This window comes from Polyangiaceae bacterium, assembly GCA_015075635.1.
Classification (GTDB): Bacteria; Myxococcota_A; Polyangia; order Polyangiales; family Polyangiaceae; genus JADJKB01.
Window position 1 is genome coordinate 1,923,432 of record JABTUA010000002.1, and the last position, 18,284, is coordinate 1,941,715.

Here is an 18,284-nt window from a genome sequence, read left to right on the forward strand (position 1 = left end):
TGCGAGCGACGCGCACCCCGACGCGTCGCTCGCGACGAGTCAGTGGATGCGCATGCGCGAACGCGGCGCCCGCTTCGGCGTCTCTGCCAGGTCCACGCCGTCGAGCAACGCGTCGAGCAGCGCCTCGTCGAGCTCGACGTGCCGCGCATCCGGAGAGCAGGACTCTGGAAGGCGAAACACTCCACGGTCCAAACGTTTGTAGAACAAGCACATCCCGGAGCCGTCGAAGAACAGCACCTTCACCGCGTCGCGCCGCTTGCCGAAGTAGATGAACATTGCACCGCAGCGCGCCTCGTACCCGATGCGCTCCAGCGCTGCTCCGGCCAGCCGATCGAACGACCAGCGCATGTCCACCGGCTCGAGGGCCACGAAGACCTGCACGCCGCGCGGGATCATCGTGCACCTCCGAGCGCCCGAACCACGTCCGCGAGCAACTCGGCGTCGAAGCCCCGCGCGACCGAGATTCGGGCGCCCGAGACCTCCACGACCATCGCCTGGCCCGCGGCCGGTGCTCGCGTCCGCCGAACGACCCGAGCCAAGCGAATCGCCTTGGCCGCTCGCGGCTTGGTCGCACGCTGGCGACCATCGGCCCGGCGCCGCAGCTCCGTCGCCCACCACTTCAGCGTCGAGGGCTTGTAGGCTCGCCCCGAGGCGAACTCCTCCGCCCCCTTGCCGCTGCTCTTCCACTCCCTGATCCGCTCAGCCCACTTCGATTCCGTCTCTGTCATGCCTCCCACTCTGCCGACTCGCGCGACCTGTCGGAAGAACGGGGTCCGTGCTCCGGATACGCGTGGTAATTCGGACTACCCTGACGAGGACGCCAAGCTCTCGGCGTGCACCGACATATCGATCCTTGATCGGCTCGCGTTTGGAATTCTTGGGCGTGAGGGCCTCCGCGCTTCAGAGCTGCGCGAGCTTGCCTGGCGCGAGGTCGATCTTGACCGCGGCACCATCGCGTTGGACGTCAACAAGACCGATGACCCTCGCTCCTGGGTGCTCGACCCCGGCGTGCTACGAGCTTTGCGGCTCTGGCAGAAGCTCTTTCACGAGGACGCGCAGCCGGACGAATTCATCCTCGTGCACGATGGCTGCCGTTTTGATCTGAACAAGCTCGCCAAGCGTCTTCGCGATGCGCTGAAACGAGCCAGAGTCCAGCGCGAGGCGCTCTTCAGCCAATCCGAGCAGCGCATGCATCTTCGCGCCCACGATCTCCGAGGCACGTTCGTCACGCTGGCCCTGGCCGACGGCAAGACCGAGACGTGGGTCGCCGACCGCACCGGCCACAAGTCGAGCGCCATGATCAACCGCTACCGTCGCGCTGCTCGCTCCGCCGCGGAGCTTCATCTCGGGTGGCTGCGGCCCCTCGATCGACTCATCCCCGAACTTCGAAAAGGCACCGAAAAGGCACGGCGCTTGACCATCGCGAGGTGACGTGGAAGAAGACGCGCCGTGCTTCGTCCAAACTTTCGGTAGCTTGCGAAGCAATCCCTGCCCCCGTAGCTCAGGGGATAGAGCAACGGTTTCCTAAACCGTGGGTCGTACGTTCGAATCGTATCGGGGGCGCTGATATCGCTGAGGAATCCGCCTGACCTTGTGCAAGCTGCACAAGATTCTGCACAAGAAGCTGCACAAGATCGGGATCGAACGCGGACCGAAGGTCATGACGACTGCGCAGAATCAGAAGCTCAAAGTTCCGTGCCCCGCATGCCGACAGCCCACGAACCATGAGGTGCTGTTTGGGCATGCGACGGACGAAGGCTCCGAGGAGCACGACATCCACGCCAGCCGCGACCACCAGGTGATCCGGTGCCTCGGGTGTGAGCGGGTTTCGTTCCGCGAGGCGTCCTGGTGCAGCGAGAGTCTCGACCCCGAGACGGGTCTACCGGAAACCTACGAAACCCTATTTCCGAGTCGCGTGGAGATCCGCGCACCCATAGACGCTGAGCGGTACCTGCCGGCCGATGTCGCCAGGATGTACGGAGAAACAATTCGAGTGTTCAACGCAGGCGCCAGGGTTCTGACCGCTGCTGGAATCCGGGCCACGGTCGAGGCTGTGTGCATTGAGCGAGGTTGTACGGGACGCGATTTGAAGCAGCGGATCGACGCGCTTGTTTCATCGGGCGCGGTATCCACTACCCAGGAGCAGGTACTAACGGCGCACCGGTTCATGGGCAACGACGCCGTCCACGAAATGCTCGCCCCCGATGAGGACGAGTTGCCCAAGGCTCTGGACGCTCTGGAAGCTGTCCTGGCCTCGGTCTACCAACTCCCCGCTGTTGCCGCCGAGTTGAACCACCGACGGGCGCGGCGGAAGAAGTAGCTATCGCCTCCAGACGAGCCCGATCTTCTTCTGCGCCTCGCCGAGTGCCGCCAACAAGTCCCCCTTGAAATATCTCAGCTCGGCCGCGCCAACCGGAGCGTGCCCAAGGAACCGCCGGACAAGAGCACTTTCGACGTTGGCGTTCACCAGCCAGGTCGCCCCACATCCCCTGGCGTCGTGGAAGCACAGGTTGGTTCCGGCCCGCTTGTCCGAAAGGCCAACCGAGACAAGATCAGCCCGGAAGAAGGCAGCGCTTGGGGGTCGAGCGAAACCACCATCGTCACGGGGGAAGAGCGGATCGTCCGGCTTGGAAAGTTGCCCGACCAGATCTTCCCATCCGAGATCAAGCCATGCTCGGAGAGCAGCAACGGCAGCCGCGTGAAGCGGAAGCCGTCGGATCGACCATGGCGTCTTCGTAGGGCCGAGCTTGGCAAACCCGTCTCGATGCCGGAGCGAGCATGCCTTGTTGATCTCGACGAAGGGGATCGGTGCGTCGAGATGCGCTTCTCGGACCCGCAGTCCGGCGATCTCTCCGTCCCTGAGCAAGCTGGTGAAGGCCAGCGTGTACCGGGCTGCTCGACCGAGTGGGACACCTTTCCCGTCGAGTAGCTTCTGGACATCGGCCACGTTGAGCGGGGCATCGTCCAGGGTAGCGAACCGGCCGTCTTGCTTGTGCCGCTGGGGCAGGAGGTTCCGGACCCAGTCTTTCCTAAGTGGGTTTTCCGAGAGGATCGCGTCTCCCTCCGGGCTCGTCGTGAAGTCCAGGAACGTCCTGAGCGTGGCGGCCACGTTGTTCACCGTCTGCCGGCCGGCCTTGCCCTTCAGCTTCCTGATGAACTCGGCGATCTTCTTCTGCCCATCGATGGTGCCGAAGCTCTTCACAGCGATGTCGCCCAACTCGGGGAGAACGTGGATTTTGAAGTGGGACTTGTTGTTCGAGATGGTCGCGGCCGACAGCTCCTCATCCGGTTCCCGAAGCTTCATCCAGCGCTCGAACAACTCCCGCACACTTGGCCCATCGTTCGTGGTCCGGGGCTTCGGGATGCTTCCGCTGATCCGGCCGTTCAGGATCTTCGCCGCCGCCCACTCAAGCGCCTGCCGCTTGCCAACCACCGGCTCCTTCTTCGGAATGGTGATCGGCTTCCACTGGTTCGGGGCAACCCGGTACGGGACCACCCATCGCCCGTCAGCACGCTGGTACGGAATGCCGAAGTTCTCGGGCCGCCTGAGCATCAGGGCGACTCCTTCCTGCCACGCTCTCGCAACCGGACCAGATCGGGTCCGCCGCTCTCCACCCATGCGTCGCCTTCGGGGAGAAGGATCCGCACGCCTCGACCTTTCACCCCATTTGTGGGCAGGCCGTGCATGCACCACTTCCGGACCATGGAGAGGCTCACGGCATGCCGGACCGCGAACTCCTTCTGTTTGATCTTCCGCCGCTCAACCAGCTTCGGTGCGGGTGGAACTGGCGCTGGAGGCACGGGCGGTGGCGGCGCTCGTTCAGATGACGACGCCCCCGCGCTGACCAGCCGCCCGAGCAGCCCGATGATCTCCGCCTGGTGACGTTCACGGTCGAGACCCCGGACACGCTCCCCGTACTCGATGGCGTCGTCCACGGACTCGTAGTCCACGACCGCGTGGGGTGGCGCTTCCGGATTCTCGGGGTCGATCTTTGGGATCTTGACCCGGAATCGAAGCGGTTTCCGGGGGTTTGCCTCTGTCGGGGCGCTTTGGCCAACGGTACTCATGACCGGAGTACGCGCCGGCCGTTTGGCGATCAACCCCTGCCGCCGGTTGCAGATGATTCGCCGATGACTGGTTCTGCCAGCTCTGCTCGGCCGAAGGTAACCTTGCAGGGTGAAGCGTTTCGGCTTGGCCGATCCCAGATGCGAGCCCGGATGCAGATGGGTCAACGACCGACGCCTGCTCGGGTGGTGTGCCCGGACCGATCTGGGCAAGCACGTTCGAAACGCCGACAGCAGCAAGCTTACCGGAACAGCTTGGAGAGCGCCGAGCGGCGCACGGAGACGAAGGGCGGCCCGTCCGGCTGGGCGGTAGGCACCATGAAGGCTCCTCGGTCGAGCTTCTTCATGAGGGTCTGATCCCCGTCCTCGCTCACGAGGTAGAGCAGGAGGGTGTCCTGCTTCTTGTTGGTGAACAGGAACGCCATGTCGGGTTGAGGCTCCACGCCAAGCGTGTCGGCGCAAAACGAGCGGAGCCTCGTCGTCCCCCAGCGCATGCTGATCGGCTTCGGGTAGATGAGCACCTTGTTGATCTGCCGAGGGATGAAAAGGTCGAGCAAGGTCACCTCACGAGCCGAACCGCAACGATCCGGTGGCGCGGTTCCGTCTGGCACAGCTCAACGGCTGGCGCAATTGCGTCCTTCATGGACTACACCCAGCGCCATGAGTCCAGATCCCAAGTTCCACCCGTTCCTCCGAGAACCGGATCAAGGAAGCTCCGAGCCACCTCGTAGACCGCGTCCAGCGTGGGCCAGGGAAGATCATCTTCCCGAGCCATCCATTCGTACACGGGCTTCCATCCTTCAGGGGGAGCGGGCAGAGCATCGGGAAGCGGATGCGTTCCTCGAAAGGAGAACGTCGCCTCGATTGCAGCTCGGAGATGGCCACTCTCGAAGGGGCCGGTCATGCCCAGCAACGCGAAGTCAGGCAGATCCTTGACCCGGGAGTTCTCCCGCTCTCTCGGCTGCGTGTAGCGGGAACCACCCCGTCGGTCAAGGCGTGCGGAGCATCAGGAGCATTCCGATAGGCCGAGCCGTGGCCGGACGACCAAGGTCAGCTATGTCGACAGCTCAGCGCACCATGCCACAACCATTTCGGCGGCCCCGAGAAGAAACCTTGCATGGTGTCGAGCCACGGGGATGCCCCCAGCGTGATGGCGGCCTCCAATGTGATACAGCTTCGAGAGCTTCACGAGCATTTCCTTGGCGGCTTCAGCTACTTCACCGTTCGCGTTCGCGAAGTAGTCGTCCTTGATGGCGTCGAAGACTTGCTGCCTGCCGGCGTTGGGAACGAGCGCTTCGAATGCTTTGAATGCCTTCACTCCAACGTCGTCCAGATTGCCGTGAGCAAACGACGACCTAGCGGTTTTCAGGTGCTCCAGCGCTGCCCGGACGTTCGCATGAGTCGCGTTCGCGACGGGTAGTTCGACGACCAGAACGCTCGTGTAGCCCACCTGCTCTATCAAAGTGAGCCACTCGTCACGCGAGAATCTGACCGGTTCCCGCTGGAGCTGTCGGTCGTGAATGACCTGGGTGACACCGGCGACGTGGGCGACTTCAGCACCGCTGGAAACGGGGAGGATGGGTGTCATCCCCAGGTTTGGGTTGATGTCGAAGAGCACTTCCTTGTCCCCTCCGCGCTTGACCCGCTCTTGCTGAATGCTTTCGATGAGCGAGAGGGGAAGCGGCACACGGAACGTGATCGGCACGTGCGAATCGCCAAACGTCGGTGTCAAGAGCGATCCAGATCCTTCCCGCGCCGCGTGCGAGTGCCCCACGCGGACAACCTCAACTCGGACCCTTTCGAGAAGGTGGCTTCCAAGGTGAACGTCAGCCCTCGGGTTGCAGAAGACGAACGCCGCAACGTCAGCACCTCCGGTCAGTTCATACCGAACTTCGACTTCGAAGCACGGCTCGGGCTCACTGGACGGCCTCGGCTCCCCGGCGACTTGAAGAAAAGACAAGACGGTAGAACCCACGAAAGCACCTCCGAATGCCTGAACGTCAGCCGAGGGTGGGGAATTCCGTGCGTGGTGCTGGCGGGCTCGTTTGACGGAGAAATCATCACGAGCAAACAGGGAAAGGACGTTCATCGCCCTGGGTGGGCTTTCCTTTGCCGACCAGCACCAACTGGCTTTCGCCTTGCTTTCCAGTGACAAGAGGCATCGAGCGGCCGTGCGGCGGTCGTTCCCACAAAGAGGCTCGCGGGATGGGCGCTCCCCGCGAATGCTCTCATCGAAAGAGCAAGGTCACCCCAGCAACGCCTGGTACTGCCGCTGGACCGACTCGAACTTCTTCCCCAAGTCCTCAACGACCTTGAGCGCACGAGGGAACCCAACGGCCAACGCCGCCTTCTTCAGCTCGGACTCGCTGCCACCACCGCCACCACCGGGGAAGACCTGGAACACGGGCGTCTTGCGCTTCGGTCCGGGCTTGCCCTTGGTCTTCGATGTGCCGCCCTTCTTCTTGTCGTACGCACGAGTGGTGTAGACGAGGCCGACGCTCATCTTGATGCCGGCCTTCTTCGCCAGGGCTGCGATCTCGTTCGCGGTCTTCGTTGGGTACTTCCGAACGAAGGCTGATGCCGAACCCTTGCCGCCCTTCTTCTTGGAGCTGGCCTTGGCCTTCGGGGTCTTCTTCCCGCCACCCCCGGAAAGCTTCGACTTCAGCTTGTAGATGAACGAGGGCGCGATGGTCATCTTCGCCTCAGCCCCGGCCTTGACGATATCGACGGCGCTCATGCCGGCCTTGAGCTTCTCCCTGATGAAGTCGCTCTTGCTCGGACCGGAGCCTTTGGGCTTGGAGGTAGAGGACTTCTTCTTCGAGGCTTTCTTCGTGGCCATGTTCATCTCCATCTTGGGGTAGGCCCCCGCCCGAACCGGGGGAGCATACACGCTTCCGGGGGCGGTGGTCTTAGCACTTCGAGCATCCAGGACAGGGCGGGCGGTCCCGGTGTTGCTAGGTTCGGGACTGAGGTCGCTGCCCCTATAGGTGTTGAACCTGAATCACAACCGACTGCGTTTTGGGCTGATCGCACTCATCTCCTGGGACGAATACACTCGAACTGGCCGGTGCGAATCCGGCCGCAGTGACCTCCAACAAGTAGGTAACGTTCGTCGGACCAAAGATCGAAAACTGGCAGCCCGTACCGCACCACGTGAAAGGCACACCGCCGTCTACCCCACACACGACGGTCTGGTCGTATCCTGGCGCCGTTGCGTGGATACTTGCTTCGCAGACTGTCGCCTTCGACGACATCTCGTGGACTTCAACAATGATCGAGGCAGCAGCCGAGCCGACACACGATTCGTCATCAGACCCGCACGATAGGCAGGAGACGAGTGCCACGCACGAGAGCTGCCAGCGCGTGAAGCCCCTCACCGTGGCCACCCCTTAGCAAGCTTCCCCAGATCGACCGTCGAGAGCCTCACGAGAGAGTCAATGCGCTGCGCAGCCGAGGGGTCAGCGATATGGTCCGCCTCTCCGAGGAGGATCTCGCTGCTCGTCACGTTCAAGACGCGCTGGAACGACTTGCCCGGGCGATTCTGGATTCTCCAGACTTTGGCGGCAGAGAGCGAAACAACCAGAAGAGAACAGGTGACGGCGCCTACGTCAGCGTCCTGGCCACAGCCAATAGTTGAGGCGAATCCGCCGCCGACGTGAAGGTCCGCGAGTCCCGTAGTCGCGGGCAGGTCTGCGACAAATGCGGGGTTGACGTCCGTTGTGTCGGCCGATAGCGCTGCATACCAAAGTGACGCCTTCGCGTATGTGCCAGTGCTCCAATCCGGGCCGCCGACGGCCACCCAGTACAAGTCGGTGGCAGATGCGGAAACGCGCACAGGGTTGAGCCCCTCCTGATCGACAAGCGTCCATACCGTCTTTGCCGCTGGGCGAAACGCACGCAGGACACCTTTCCCGGCAGCGGTTTGGGTGGCCCACACGACAACATCATCCCTCGCGATCGAGGAGAATGTGACACTCCCAGATTCGACCGTGGACAGGGTTCCAAGAGGGCCATCGGCGATCGTGATCGACGAGGATGATGTGGCAGCGGTTTCGTTCTGCCAGGTCGGACCGAGGTTGGAGGCCAGCGTGACGAATCCCGCTGAGCGATCCCGATGAAGCGACCCCAACGCTGAAGAAGCCGAACACGGCTGTGATGTCCGTGATCTTCGACGACTCGACCAGGAAGGAGTAATCTTGAACCCGATGCACGCCCTGAAGGCCCACGTGAAGAACGGCCGTCTCGTTCTCGACGAACCGACTGATCTGCCGGAAGGCAGAGAGGTCGAGCTTGTTGTCCTGGACGACGAAGAGTTCGCCCCAGAGGAGAAGGCTCGGTTGCTCCAGGCCATCGAGGACGGGGTCGAAGATTTCGAGCGAGGCGACCACATGGACGGCTTCGAGTTCATCGCCCAGCTACGAGCCAAACGTGAAGCTGCGAGTCGGTAAGCGGGCTCAGCGACAGGCCGACCGGATCGAAGAGTGGTGGGTCGAGAACCGGCCAGCGGCACCAAGTCTCTTCACGGACGAGCTAGAGGAACTCTTCGAGCACATCCGGACCACGACCGCAGCGGGTGTCCGATGGCCGACTTCGAAACGTCCTGACCTTCGACGGATCTTGATGCCCCGTACGTTGAACCACATCTACTTCCGAGTGGACGAGGCGAAGGGCGTCGTTCACGTCCTCGCGGTCTGGGGTGCTCCTCGTGAACGAGGGCCGAGGCTGTGAAGCCCAAGTTCAACATGGACGGGATCTGTCGCGAGCTTGGCAACGACCTGAGCCGGCTGGTTCGCCCTACCGGACCGTGGGAACGCGATGAATGGAATGACTTCCTCGAAGAGAGGCTGGCCCTTCCGCGCAGAAAATCCTACGAGGCGATCTTGAACGAGCTAAACGGGCACTTTGGCTACAAGGCTCAGCACGACGCGAACAGCAACGTTTCCAGCAATGCCGAGGACGACAGCGAAAACGACAATCGTCACCCGGCTCCCAACGCCGCCCACGGGATCATCCAGCGCAATGGTGCGTGGTCGCTGATCGAACGACTTTTTCGGCAGTCGCCTTCGCAAGCCGATCTCATCTGGATCACCTACAATTTCGCCGCTCCACGAGAGGCGATTGAGTTTCTCGTTCGCCGCGCAATCAAGGCCAGGGTGCTCTGCCGTCACCCTCGCTCTGGAGTGGCGCTGAGCCGCACAAGCTTCGACGCCTGGCACAAGCGAGGAATCGGGCCGATCCTCGGCCTGAAGGTTCGTGAGGGCGAGGACGAAGAGGAGGTGCCAGGAGCACTACACGCAAAGGCAATCCCGTCTCGCTCCCAGCATGTTCGGCAAGGGTTCAGCCATGGCGTCCAGGTGGCAGTTGACGAGCGTCAACTCGCCTACACCTGCCGTCTCATGCGACCTACACGTCAAAGACCACGCTGGCCGCCAAGTGGTGGACAGTCGCACGCTCCCGGATAGAATCGAACGTGCGGGAGGTGGCGTATGGGCGGATTCGCTAGTGCATTGCGCGTGCTTGGTGTTTCAACCGTCGGCGTGACCGGTGCCGCCTTCGCCGGGTGTAGCCCTGACGTTTCGGGATCAGCGAACCTCGCATCCCAGGGTGCCGAGGTCATCTGGGGTAACGCCAACCTGAAGAACTTTGAAAACGTATCGAGCCCAGCTCATCAGGAGTACGGCACGGCGGTCGGGCTGATGGCAAACAAGTCGGCCCTAGATTCAACCTCCTTCAGTTGCCCGGTGCCGCCGACTGCGACTGACTGCACCTGGATCATGTCCACCACGCCCTCCGGGTTCTGTGCAGGTGAGCTTTTCGCCTCCGAGCGAAAGTTGCCGAACGCGGCCTGCACGACATTCATGATTGGACCCGACCGATTCGCGACTGCCGCTCACTGCATGACCGACCTAGTTGCTCCGTGGAACGGATGGGATCAGGAGTGCGCCCAGCGCTCCGTCGTGATGCGTTGGCGGACGAGCAGCCCGAATTTCCCGATGGGCAACCAGAACATCCTTTCGCGGCACATCTACTTCTGCGATGCGATCCTCGCTCACGGTCCGAGTGCGCTGCCGGCGACCAGCGGGTTGCCGGATGATTGGGTGGTGTTCCGGGTGGACCGTCCGGTCAGCGGAGGAACGGGCACGGGCGGCCCGCTGACGACGGATCGCGAGCCCCTCTTTCCGGCTGCCGCGCCCCCAGCGATCTCCCAGAACAACCTCATTTGGACCCACAATTCTGGGCTTCCCCTCAAATTGGACAATCAAGTCAGCATTGCCGCCATTGGACAACAGTTCAACACTAATGGCGGTCCGGGAACGTTCACCGTGGAGGCGGACCTTCTACCGGGCTCTAGCGGCGCTCCGGTCCTGACGCCATCCGGTACGGTCTCCGGAATGGTCATTGCCGGGCCGAATATCGTTCTCGACCCGACCGGCTGTGAGCGTGACTGTTTCCCGACCGGACAGGGCGCACCTACGTGCCCGCTCTTGAACCACCATGGGATCGCGCTAGACCTGAAGCAGATCCCGCGCAAGTGGCTGCCAGTCGCGTACGACTACGACTTGGACGGGGCTGTCGACGACTTCTTGGCGTTCTACGAGAACCAAGGCACCTTGTGGATCAACATCTATCTCGATGCTGCGTTCCTCGGGTCGTATGACACCACGCTGCCCGTCTCGCAGCAGCAGGCCGACAAGTTCTCTTTCGTTCCACTGGGCGACTTCGACAATGACGGCGTCCAGGACTTCGTCGTGGTTGCTGGCGGGCAAGCAATATTCTTCGATGCAACGTTGACGCCATGGCTCTTTCCCCTGCTCGTTGGAACGTACGTCGAATACTCAACAGGGGACGCCGACAAGGACGGTTTCGTTGATCTAGAGCTGATCCGCGAAGACGGGACCAGAGACCTGTACTTCGGCGGGGCCAACGGACCCACCAAAGGCGTCCCGCTCTCGGGATTCCCAACTGCGGACGGAGATGATGGGCGCTTCGTGACCGTGACGGGGCAACCGTTCGCCACGGTTCAGAACCAGCGCACCCGGTTCCTCATCGGTGTGCCGCCGGGCCAAAACACCTTCGCAGTTCAGGTCTTCGATGGCGACCAAGCTCTGGGAAGTCTCTACGACACAGGCAGCAACAGCGGCACTCGTACGTGCTACGAGCTTTACAGCTCGAAGGATAAGGCGAACCCCGAAACGCCCGTGCCGGCGAAAGTCGTGGAGGATTCTGCGCTTCCAGATGCCGCTTGGGGGACCGTTTACGGCGGGCCGACCTTCGGGACAGCCAGCGGAAGCGGGGCGCACTTCTACATTCTCGACGTGTACCTGACCCAGGGGAACTGCGGTCAGGCGGTCGTTCCCGTCACCGCCGGGCTGACGAACAGCTTCAAGGTGCGAGCTGCTGGTCAGGTCAGCACGATCGCCAATGACTTTGCGTTCATCGCCCGTGACCTTTCGGGGCCATTCGCTGTGGGTCCGCTCGCCGACACTGCGATGCCGGACACGAAGTATGACGGCGTCTTTCGGTTTTTCGTGGATGTGGGTACCGCCTCGGTCTCGATGATGCTTCGAGATGCGGACGCAGACATCTTGGTGGACGACGACCCGGCGGTTGTTGGCCAGCGCGGACCACTCGATGTGAAGGCAAATGGCGTGGCGACCGGTGCCAGCGCGGACATCCGATACGACGTGCTGAACCCCTCTGGGGCGGTTGTGCTCGCCAATACGAACCCCTCGGGGAACAACGATAGCGTGAATGTCACCGACGAAGAGCGGTTGACGGTCTCCGTGCAGGGCACTCCGGGCGCGTGGGAGTGGCGTTGGCAAAACGTGCGAGTTCAAAACAACGTCCGCATTTGGGCGCCGGTAGGTTCTCCGGTCACGTACGAAGTTTTCGGTCAGCCAACCCGCAGGTTGAGCCCAAGTGGCGCTGTCCCTGTCGAGACTTGGTTCGCTGCTGACCCGAGTGGATTCTTGCCGATCACGATCGCCGGGAGGACAGTAAGTTCAGCGGCCGAGGCGTTGGCCATTCTCGCCCGCATGGCCCCCGAGTTTGGTGGAGCCAACAGCTCACACGTCGCAGTGTGCCACGTGCCCCCTGGGCAGAAAGGGGCGAAAGCTCACATGCTCGTCGTCGGGGCACCCGCACTCCAGGCGCACCTGTCCCACGGTGATGCGACAGGCGCCGCACGCATCATGGCTGAGGTGTACTCCGAGTTGCTGGCGGCCAAGCTCAACGTCGTTGCGAGAGCTGCGGGCGGCGAGAACCTAGCGAATGCGTTTGTCTACACGCGAAACATCTCTGTCTCTGATGCCATTGCAGCCGCAGAGTCTCTGCTGGTCAGCCAACTCGCCTGCGGATGGACCTCTGCCAACGCTGCCGACATTCTCGCCCTCCTGCGAGCGATAAACAGCGCGGAAGTCACATTCTTCATGCCCGCCGCGCCTACAGTCCCTATCACGAGCGCCAAGCAGGCCTCGAAGTCCCAGCCCAGCCAACAGTTCCTCGGTCTCTGACAGCGATGAGCTTGGCCGAAGTTGCGGTCTCTGCGCGGAGCCTGTGGTTGCCTTTGCTCGGTGCTGTTGTTGCGACGACATGCGGTCCAACCCCCGGACCATCCAGAGGTACCGGGCCGGCTGTTGTCCCGGTGCAACAGGTAGTGCGTGAAGCTGGCACTCCCGCCTCGGACAGCGGTGCCAGCGACGGCACATCGGTCGGTGAGGTCGCGGTGGAGGTCTCTATTGAGCGTCTGATCGCTGAGCCGGCAACCTACGCTGCGAAGCGCGTGACCACCGCCGGTTGGGTGGTTCCCTGCGATGCCGGAAACGCATGCGGGACTTATTGCGGTCGCTGCGCCCTCTGCACCAGCCGTGCCGCATTCGTGCCACCTGGCACTGCGACAATGGCGCAATGCGAACGCAATGGCCACGCACTCATCATCATGGACCTCGATGTCCTCAACAAGTACATGTGCCACTCCACTAGCTGCGCTGATGCTTGCTTCAGGACTTGTCCTTTCCCCGCAAGAACTTCCGTGAGTTTGACCGGAAGGATCAAGCACGCCGAAGCCACTCCACAGACCGACATCGGCCAGGATCAGTGGGTTTTTGTTCCAGATCCGCCATAGCCCTCTGCGGTGCGCCGATCACTTCTCCCGATCCCTCGCACTCACCGTCCCCACCCACTTCACGTTCTTCCTGGCCCCGAGCTTCCAAGTCTCGGTCAGCTCGTCCCGGGTGACCTTCACCAGCCCTTCCCCAGCCGGATCGGCCACCGTGAACTCGGTGAGGTCGTGGTCGTCGAGGATGATCACGTACCGGTGCTCGACATAGCCGTTCACTTTTCTGCCAAGCCTGAGCACCTCGACCCAGCGCTCTGAGTGAAGCTCGAACGGGTCAAAGTCGATCTTGGTGGACCTGGAGGCGAACATCCCGTTGGCGTCGGCGAGTCGGTGAAGATCACTGTCTGCGAGTCCGCCTCGGGTCAGGTGATCCTCGATGCGCTCTTGGATCTCGCTGTCGGTGACGTTCTCGACAAGCAGCTCGGCCTGCGATCCAGGCTCGACCAGGCCGAGCCTCACCGCCGCCAGGTGCAGCATGACCAGGCCGGATCTCGATGCCGGGATGCCGCTCGGGACTGCCAGGTCGGGAACGACCCTCGACAGCTCTTGTTCGACCAAGGCGAGCACATGATCGACGACGGCCTCGATCTTGAACTGTCCATCCGTTGCCTCGGCCACATCCTTGATGCTCGATTGCCCGATCCGTGGACGGTGATCACGTCGGGGGCGTACCCGTGATCGGCGACGGCGGGATCGGCCGGAAGCTCCACGTGGCAGCCTCGAAGGGCTCGACCACCGAGTCGCACGTGAAGCACGGGGCGTCCACGTTCGAGGCGGAAGAAGCGTTGTTCGAGCCGGACGCCTCGGGCCTGGGCGGAGGTGAGGATGAGGCGTGCGAGGTGGAGGGCTTCGTAGGGCTCCGACGTTACCCGCAACCCCGTTGGCACTTGACGGTCGTGGCGTCCACCAGTTGGCAAACAGGATAACCATCCGCACAGTACACCTGGCAGACGGCGTCAGTGCGCCACTCGCCCACGGATGAGAATCCGGAAGCACCGCCGTCTATCGTGACCTTGTAGGACGGACATTCTTCGGGGCGCGTGGCGTCTTGTCCGCCACCACATGCCAATGGAAGCAGACCGGCTGGGAGCAGCACAACGGACGCTAGTGCCAGCGAGGACCTTCGACGTCGCACATACCTCTCTTCGGGACTTAGAAGCCCGATCAAAATTACCGCTCCCTTTTGTCGCACGACGAACCACCAACCCCGTCAGTCTATTTCCATCTCGGGATTCGATAATTTCGACTGGGCGCCTAACTGCTACGGAAGCCAAGCAGTGAGGCCCGCGCACGTCGTTGATGCGAGCTTCTCGTCCAAGACCAGAGCTTCATCGCTGATCAACCCACCCTGCTGCTGGTTGTTACCACCCGGGATATCGCCCGGCTTGACCCAGCACTCGACGGACAGTGATCCGGTGAACGTCGCGTTTAGACTTGGCGGTGTGGCTCCGGTCACCGTTCCGGAGACCTTCCCCTTGCCGAGTTTGAACGGGAGGTCCCCCGTTGAGGATTGAACTGTGCCCGATGCACCTTGTCGGGTGACGTTGGCAACACCGGGATCCGGAGGCGTCGCAGACACACGAAGCGTCTTTGCGCCAGTGCTCAAATCTGACACCTCAAGCGTTCCTATGGCTGTCCAAACGTCAGGGCCGTTACTCGCCTGGACGCGCAGTTCCTGCGAGGTGGGCGTGACGAAGAGAACGGCTGGTGAGGTCGATTCGAATGTCCCTTCCGACGTGACAATGGTCAGAACCGAGGGCGGTGGTGCGCTGCTCCCCTGGCTACTCTTTTTTTGTGGCGGGTCTGAAGCACACCCGATCAGTGATGCGCAAACGAAGAAGCACACGAGTTCCCTTGCCATCTTCATCGCCCTCCTAGCACGTAACGTTCACTGTCTTGCAGGCGTGAACGGCATTGTCCTGTTCATTGGATTCTGCGGTCCCGTTCTGCGTATCAACTTGCCACAGGATCCAGTAAATCCCGTTGGGGACGCTGGGAACGGTGAGATTCAGGGTCTGGGTGGAATAGGTACCAGGTGGGTTATATGCAGTCCCAACGAACATGTTCCATCCGCCCGAGTATCCGCTCGGGGAGTTGTTCAGGAAGATCCGCACACCGTGGGACAGGGGTGCCATCCACCCATTGCTCCCAATGGAGACCGTGACGCTCAGGGTCTGGCCTCTACATCGGTTAATTGTGACGCAAGACCCGGACTCTGTCGCCTGCACTACGCCGTTCACGTACTTCTGAGCCGTGGCGAACAGATTGGCCCCGGGCGAATGGTACGTGCCGTATAGAGCTCTTACACCGGCTGCATCATCTGGGAATGGTTCACCGTGGAAACCCGGTCCACCATTGAGCGGGTACGGAGTATTTGAGCGCATCACAGCAAATTGATTGTTGTCGTGCCCGAGACCCATTGCATGACCGAACTCGTGAAGTACGACGACCCGGCCTTGGTTCGTGTTGCTCCAGTTCCAAAAGCTCTCGTCCTCGTTCCAGTAGTTGAGCTGGTTCGACAGCTTGATGTCGCACTCGCTCCACCCGAACCACGATTTCCAGCAAGTCGCCAGGCCATTCAACCCGCCGATCTGTGCCGGGTTCACCGTTGCGGTTTCGCTTCGTCCGTTCTGAGCGGTGATGACACACCCGTCGTTGTACCACCAGTTCCAATCCATGACGGCGGCGACGTTGTCCCACTGATCGCCCGCATTCCAATACGACCAGTCCGAATCCCACCCATCCGGCATGCTGCACCTATCGCGGTACATCCTGACACCTGGAAACCAACTACAGATGGTACCCGGCAGGCCACCGCAACCAGTCGCGTTCCAAACGTACGCCTCCGAGCTAGGAGCCGATAGGAACATCGCGCCGGCAACCAAAAACGAGGAGATCCTTGCAGCTTTCATTCTTGCGCTCCTACTCACTCAGTGGGCACTGGCGACGTTTCTGCGACCTTCCAAGAGAGGCCGGCCTCCGGCTTCAACGAGACTACTGCTTCGAAGGGCGCTCCAACTTCGGCGGCTGCATTTGCCATCGCGAGAATGAAGTCCGACTTCTTCATGCCGTTTGGTGGCGCTGCTGGGGCATTTGAATAACTCTCGCCAAACGCGATCCCTGCCTTGCCCGCACCAGTAACGACACGACCAGTCGGCCCAACCACGAAGCTCCCCGACGGCGTGTCTTGAACGGAGAACAGGAGACCGGCCCATATTGGGGTGTACAAGCTAGCCCGGGCCGAAACAAAGAAGAGGTATCGCTTGCCTTGAAGCACCTCGGGCAAGTCGAAGACCACCATTTCCTCGCCGTTTGGCGTCTTGCCACCAAGGTGAGAGAACTCGTTAGAGTCTGGTGTAACTCCAGCGTGCGTGACCATGTCAGACAGGACAAAGTAGGTCCGTGGCCCCAGCTCTGGATCGTACTTCTCGTAGGTCGAGGAGACGGTCGCCTCGAAGATCGACGCTACATCAGCAAGAGGGTGACGCGGCGCGACTGCGGGCGACGCGGTCTTCGAAGTTGGCTGCGCCCCGCCACCTTGTCCTTCCATCGCGGTGTTGGCAATTGGCACGGAAGCGCAGAGCAGCGTCGCTCCGATCGGTACTAAGACTACTGCCAGTAGCCGCCACGTTCGCCGAATTCGTCGCGTCGCTTTCATTTTTCATCCCCTGCTCGGTCCGATGTGCGGCCAAAGCCAGCGGCCCCGTTTGTTCCGCGTAGTCAGTCTCGCTCCATCCCGAGAGGCGCACCATCGGTGATCGCTTAGGCCGCTGCACGACGTGAACTCGCTGAGTTTCCGGGGGCTCGATAGGCATGTGCACGGCGCTCGACGGACTGAAGCAGGTGAAGGCGACGACGGTTCGGGTCTGGGGCCTCGTGGAGCAGCAGGTCGAGCAAGACTGGGTCGTCGCGGCCTTCGATGACGACGGCGAGCAGGTCGGTTGCGTGCTGGCTCATGAGCACGCTCCAGCGTCGTGCCGGGAGAACGAATCCCGGGCGGACCGCGCTGCGCAAGGCGTGAAGGAGCGCTCGGCTCGCGGCCAGCGAGAGAAGAGCGGCGTAGAGCATGGCCTCTACGACGGCGCGCTTTCGGCTCGGGATCTGGTCGAGCCGGTAGTGCGACTTCAGCTCCTTGAAGAGCAACTCGACTTCCCAGCGGACGGCGTACACGCGGGCGATATCGGCCGGCTGGAGCGCCTCGACGCCGATGTTGGTGATGTACAGGTGGTACTCGCCGGAGGCTTCGTCCCGCACGCCGACGACACGGAAGGTGCGGACCTCGCTGGAGCAGCGCCCGGCGTAGACGCGATGGCGGGAGCGAACCTGTACGGTGACGTCGAGTTCCTCGCGCTGCAGGCGGTCGACGACATCCCAGATGCACTGCCCGACGACGGCGACCGACCGGCCGCGCCAGCGTCGATTCTGAGCAACGATGACCGGGTTGGAGCTGCGCTTGAGCCGGGACACGAAGTAGCCACGGATCTCGTCGAGCCGGCGGAAGAGGCGGAAGTCGAAGTAGCCGAGGTCGAAGAGCAACAACTTGCCGCGAGCCCACGGGCCGAGGACGAGGGCACGGCGATCATGGCGGCGCTCGGCGGTCACCTTGACGGTCTGCTTGCCAGCCCCCGCCACGCACATCACCACATGCACCTTCGCGGCAGCCCGGGTGTGGTTGGTGCGGCAGGCCGGAAACGCCTTGGCCAGCAGCTCGTGCAGGCGGATGACCGTCGAGTCCGCGATCAGGATGTCGCGGAACTGATTGAGCCGCCCAGATGCGGGCCGGCTCAGCCCCCAGGACTGCTGGAGCACGCCGTCGAGCAGCTGCCGGAGCAGCCTCACCAGCGCCGGCGTGAACCGGCAGTAGAAGCTGCTCTCCTCCAGCGTGGTCCGCGAGACCCTCTCGTAGACGCGACGCAGGCCCGCGATGGTCCGGACTTTCCCGGCGGAAAAGCCGAGGATAAGGCTCCAGACCAGGGCGTAGGCGTCGACCTTCCGGACGCGCTGGAACGCGCCCGTCGCCCGAGCGCTCGCTTCGACGAGCGACGGCGGAAGGAACTTGCGGAGCGTGCGGTGAATCGGTACCGATGGCGAGCGGGGCATG

The 18,284-nt window shown here is 62.3% G+C and carries 18 protein-coding genes and 1 tRNA gene; 7 read left to right on the forward strand and 12 right to left on the reverse strand.

The window, feature by feature from the left end; translation table 11 throughout:
- Positions 1-39 precede the first annotated feature (39 nt).
- Together tnpB and HS104_24850 are read right to left on the reverse strand one after the other, a co-directional pair.
- On the reverse strand, positions 40-396 hold the full coding sequence (gene tnpB, locus HS104_24845; protein ID MBE7483189.1) for an IS66 family insertion sequence element accessory protein TnpB: 357 nt from the start codon (positions 394-396) through the stop codon (positions 40-42).
- Positions 393-728 (reverse strand): hypothetical protein, encoded by a 336-nt coding sequence (locus HS104_24850; protein MBE7483190.1) that lies wholly within the window; start codon positions 726-728, stop codon positions 393-395. The genes tnpB and HS104_24850 overlap by 4 nt, the downstream gene beginning before the upstream one ends.
- Here HS104_24850 and HS104_24855 point away from each other — a divergent pair.
- From HS104_24855 to HS104_24865, 3 genes are all read left to right on the forward strand, one after another.
- Entirely contained in the window at positions 727-1,431 is a 705-nt protein-coding gene (locus tag HS104_24855) for a site-specific integrase (protein MBE7483191.1), read from the forward strand. The genes HS104_24850 and HS104_24855 overlap by 2 nt on opposite strands.
- 59 nt (positions 1,432-1,490) lie before the next feature.
- A tRNA-Arg gene (locus tag HS104_24860) sits at positions 1,491-1,563 on the forward strand.
- Positions 1,564-1,591: 28 nt separating this feature from the next.
- Positions 1,592-2,320, forward strand: a complete 729-nt coding sequence (locus HS104_24865) for a DUF4145 domain-containing protein (GenBank protein ID MBE7483192.1) — start codon at positions 1,592-1,594, stop codon at positions 2,318-2,320.
- On the opposite strand, the gene HS104_24870 is transcribed toward HS104_24865, so the two are convergent.
- The 6 genes from HS104_24870 to HS104_24895 all read right to left on the reverse strand — a co-directional run bounded on the left by HS104_24870 (position 2,321) and on the right by HS104_24895 (position 8,453).
- On the reverse strand, positions 2,321-3,553 hold the full coding sequence (locus tag HS104_24870) for a tyrosine-type recombinase/integrase (GenBank protein ID MBE7483193.1): 1,233 nt from the start codon (positions 3,551-3,553) through the stop codon (positions 2,321-2,323).
- Positions 3,553-4,068, reverse strand: coding sequence for a hypothetical protein (locus HS104_24875; GenBank protein ID MBE7483194.1), 516 nt, complete (start codon positions 4,066-4,068; stop codon positions 3,553-3,555). The genes HS104_24870 and HS104_24875 overlap by 1 nt, the downstream gene beginning before the upstream one ends.
- Before the next feature lie 239 nt (positions 4,069-4,307).
- Entirely contained in the window at positions 4,308-4,622 is a 315-nt protein-coding gene (locus tag HS104_24880; GenBank protein MBE7483195.1) for an IS66 family insertion sequence element accessory protein TnpB, read from the reverse strand.
- Positions 4,623-5,119: 497 nt separating this feature from the next.
- On the reverse strand, positions 5,120-6,040 hold the full coding sequence (locus tag HS104_24885) for a hypothetical protein (GenBank protein MBE7483196.1): 921 nt from the start codon (positions 6,038-6,040) through the stop codon (positions 5,120-5,122).
- A gap of 270 nt (positions 6,041-6,310) precedes the next feature.
- Entirely contained in the window at positions 6,311-6,904 is a 594-nt protein-coding gene (locus HS104_24890; protein MBE7483197.1) for a hypothetical protein, read from the reverse strand.
- A gap of 1,105 nt (positions 6,905-8,009) precedes the next feature.
- Positions 8,010-8,453, reverse strand: coding sequence for a hypothetical protein (locus tag HS104_24895; protein ID MBE7483198.1), 444 nt, complete (start codon positions 8,451-8,453; stop codon positions 8,010-8,012).
- Between the two features lie 40 nt (positions 8,454-8,493).
- Between HS104_24895 and HS104_24900 the strand changes: the two genes are divergently transcribed.
- The 3 genes from HS104_24900 to HS104_24910 are packed head-to-tail and all read left to right on the forward strand — an operon-like array spanning position 8,494 to position 12,578.
- Positions 8,494-8,793: a type II toxin-antitoxin system RelE/ParE family toxin gene (locus HS104_24900; protein MBE7483199.1), complete on the forward strand. Its 300-nt coding sequence runs from the start codon at positions 8,494-8,496 to the stop codon at positions 8,791-8,793.
- The gene (locus HS104_24905; GenBank protein MBE7483200.1) at positions 8,790-9,527 is read left to right on the forward strand and encodes a hypothetical protein; all 738 of its coding nucleotides are present in this window, start codon (positions 8,790-8,792) and stop codon (positions 9,525-9,527) included. Before HS104_24900 ends, HS104_24905 begins: the two co-directional genes overlap by 4 nt.
- Before the next feature lie 24 nt (positions 9,528-9,551).
- Positions 9,552-12,578: a hypothetical protein gene (locus HS104_24910; GenBank protein ID MBE7483201.1), complete on the forward strand. Its 3,027-nt coding sequence runs from the start codon at positions 9,552-9,554 to the stop codon at positions 12,576-12,578.
- A 629-nt stretch (positions 12,579-13,207) separates the two neighbouring features.
- Here HS104_24910 and HS104_24915 read toward each other — a convergent pair.
- Positions 13,208-13,801: a hypothetical protein gene (locus HS104_24915; GenBank protein ID MBE7483202.1), complete on the reverse strand. Its 594-nt coding sequence runs from the start codon at positions 13,799-13,801 to the stop codon at positions 13,208-13,210.
- Between the two features lie 26 nt (positions 13,802-13,827).
- On the opposite strand from HS104_24915, the gene HS104_24920 reads away from it, so the two are divergent.
- Positions 13,828-14,109 carry a hypothetical protein gene (locus HS104_24920; GenBank protein MBE7483203.1) on the forward strand — a complete coding sequence of 94 codons (282 nt, stop codon included), beginning with the start codon at positions 13,828-13,830 and terminating at the stop codon, positions 14,107-14,109.
- A 948-nt stretch (positions 14,110-15,057) separates the two neighbouring features.
- Here HS104_24920 and HS104_24925 read toward each other — a convergent pair.
- The 3 genes from HS104_24925 to HS104_24935 all read right to left on the reverse strand — a co-directional run bounded on the left by HS104_24925 (position 15,058) and on the right by HS104_24935 (position 18,283).
- Entirely contained in the window at positions 15,058-15,933 is an 876-nt protein-coding gene (locus HS104_24925; protein ID MBE7483204.1) for a matrixin family metalloprotease, read from the reverse strand.
- A gap of 176 nt (positions 15,934-16,109) precedes the next feature.
- The gene (locus HS104_24930) at positions 16,110-16,754 is read right to left on the reverse strand and encodes a hypothetical protein (protein MBE7483205.1); all 645 of its coding nucleotides are present in this window, start codon (positions 16,752-16,754) and stop codon (positions 16,110-16,112) included.
- 191 nt (positions 16,755-16,945) lie between these two features.
- A complete protein-coding gene (locus HS104_24935) occupies positions 16,946-18,283 on the reverse strand; it encodes an IS4 family transposase (protein ID MBE7483206.1) in 1,338 nt (445 codons plus the stop codon).
- Position 18,284: the final 1 nt, after the last annotated feature.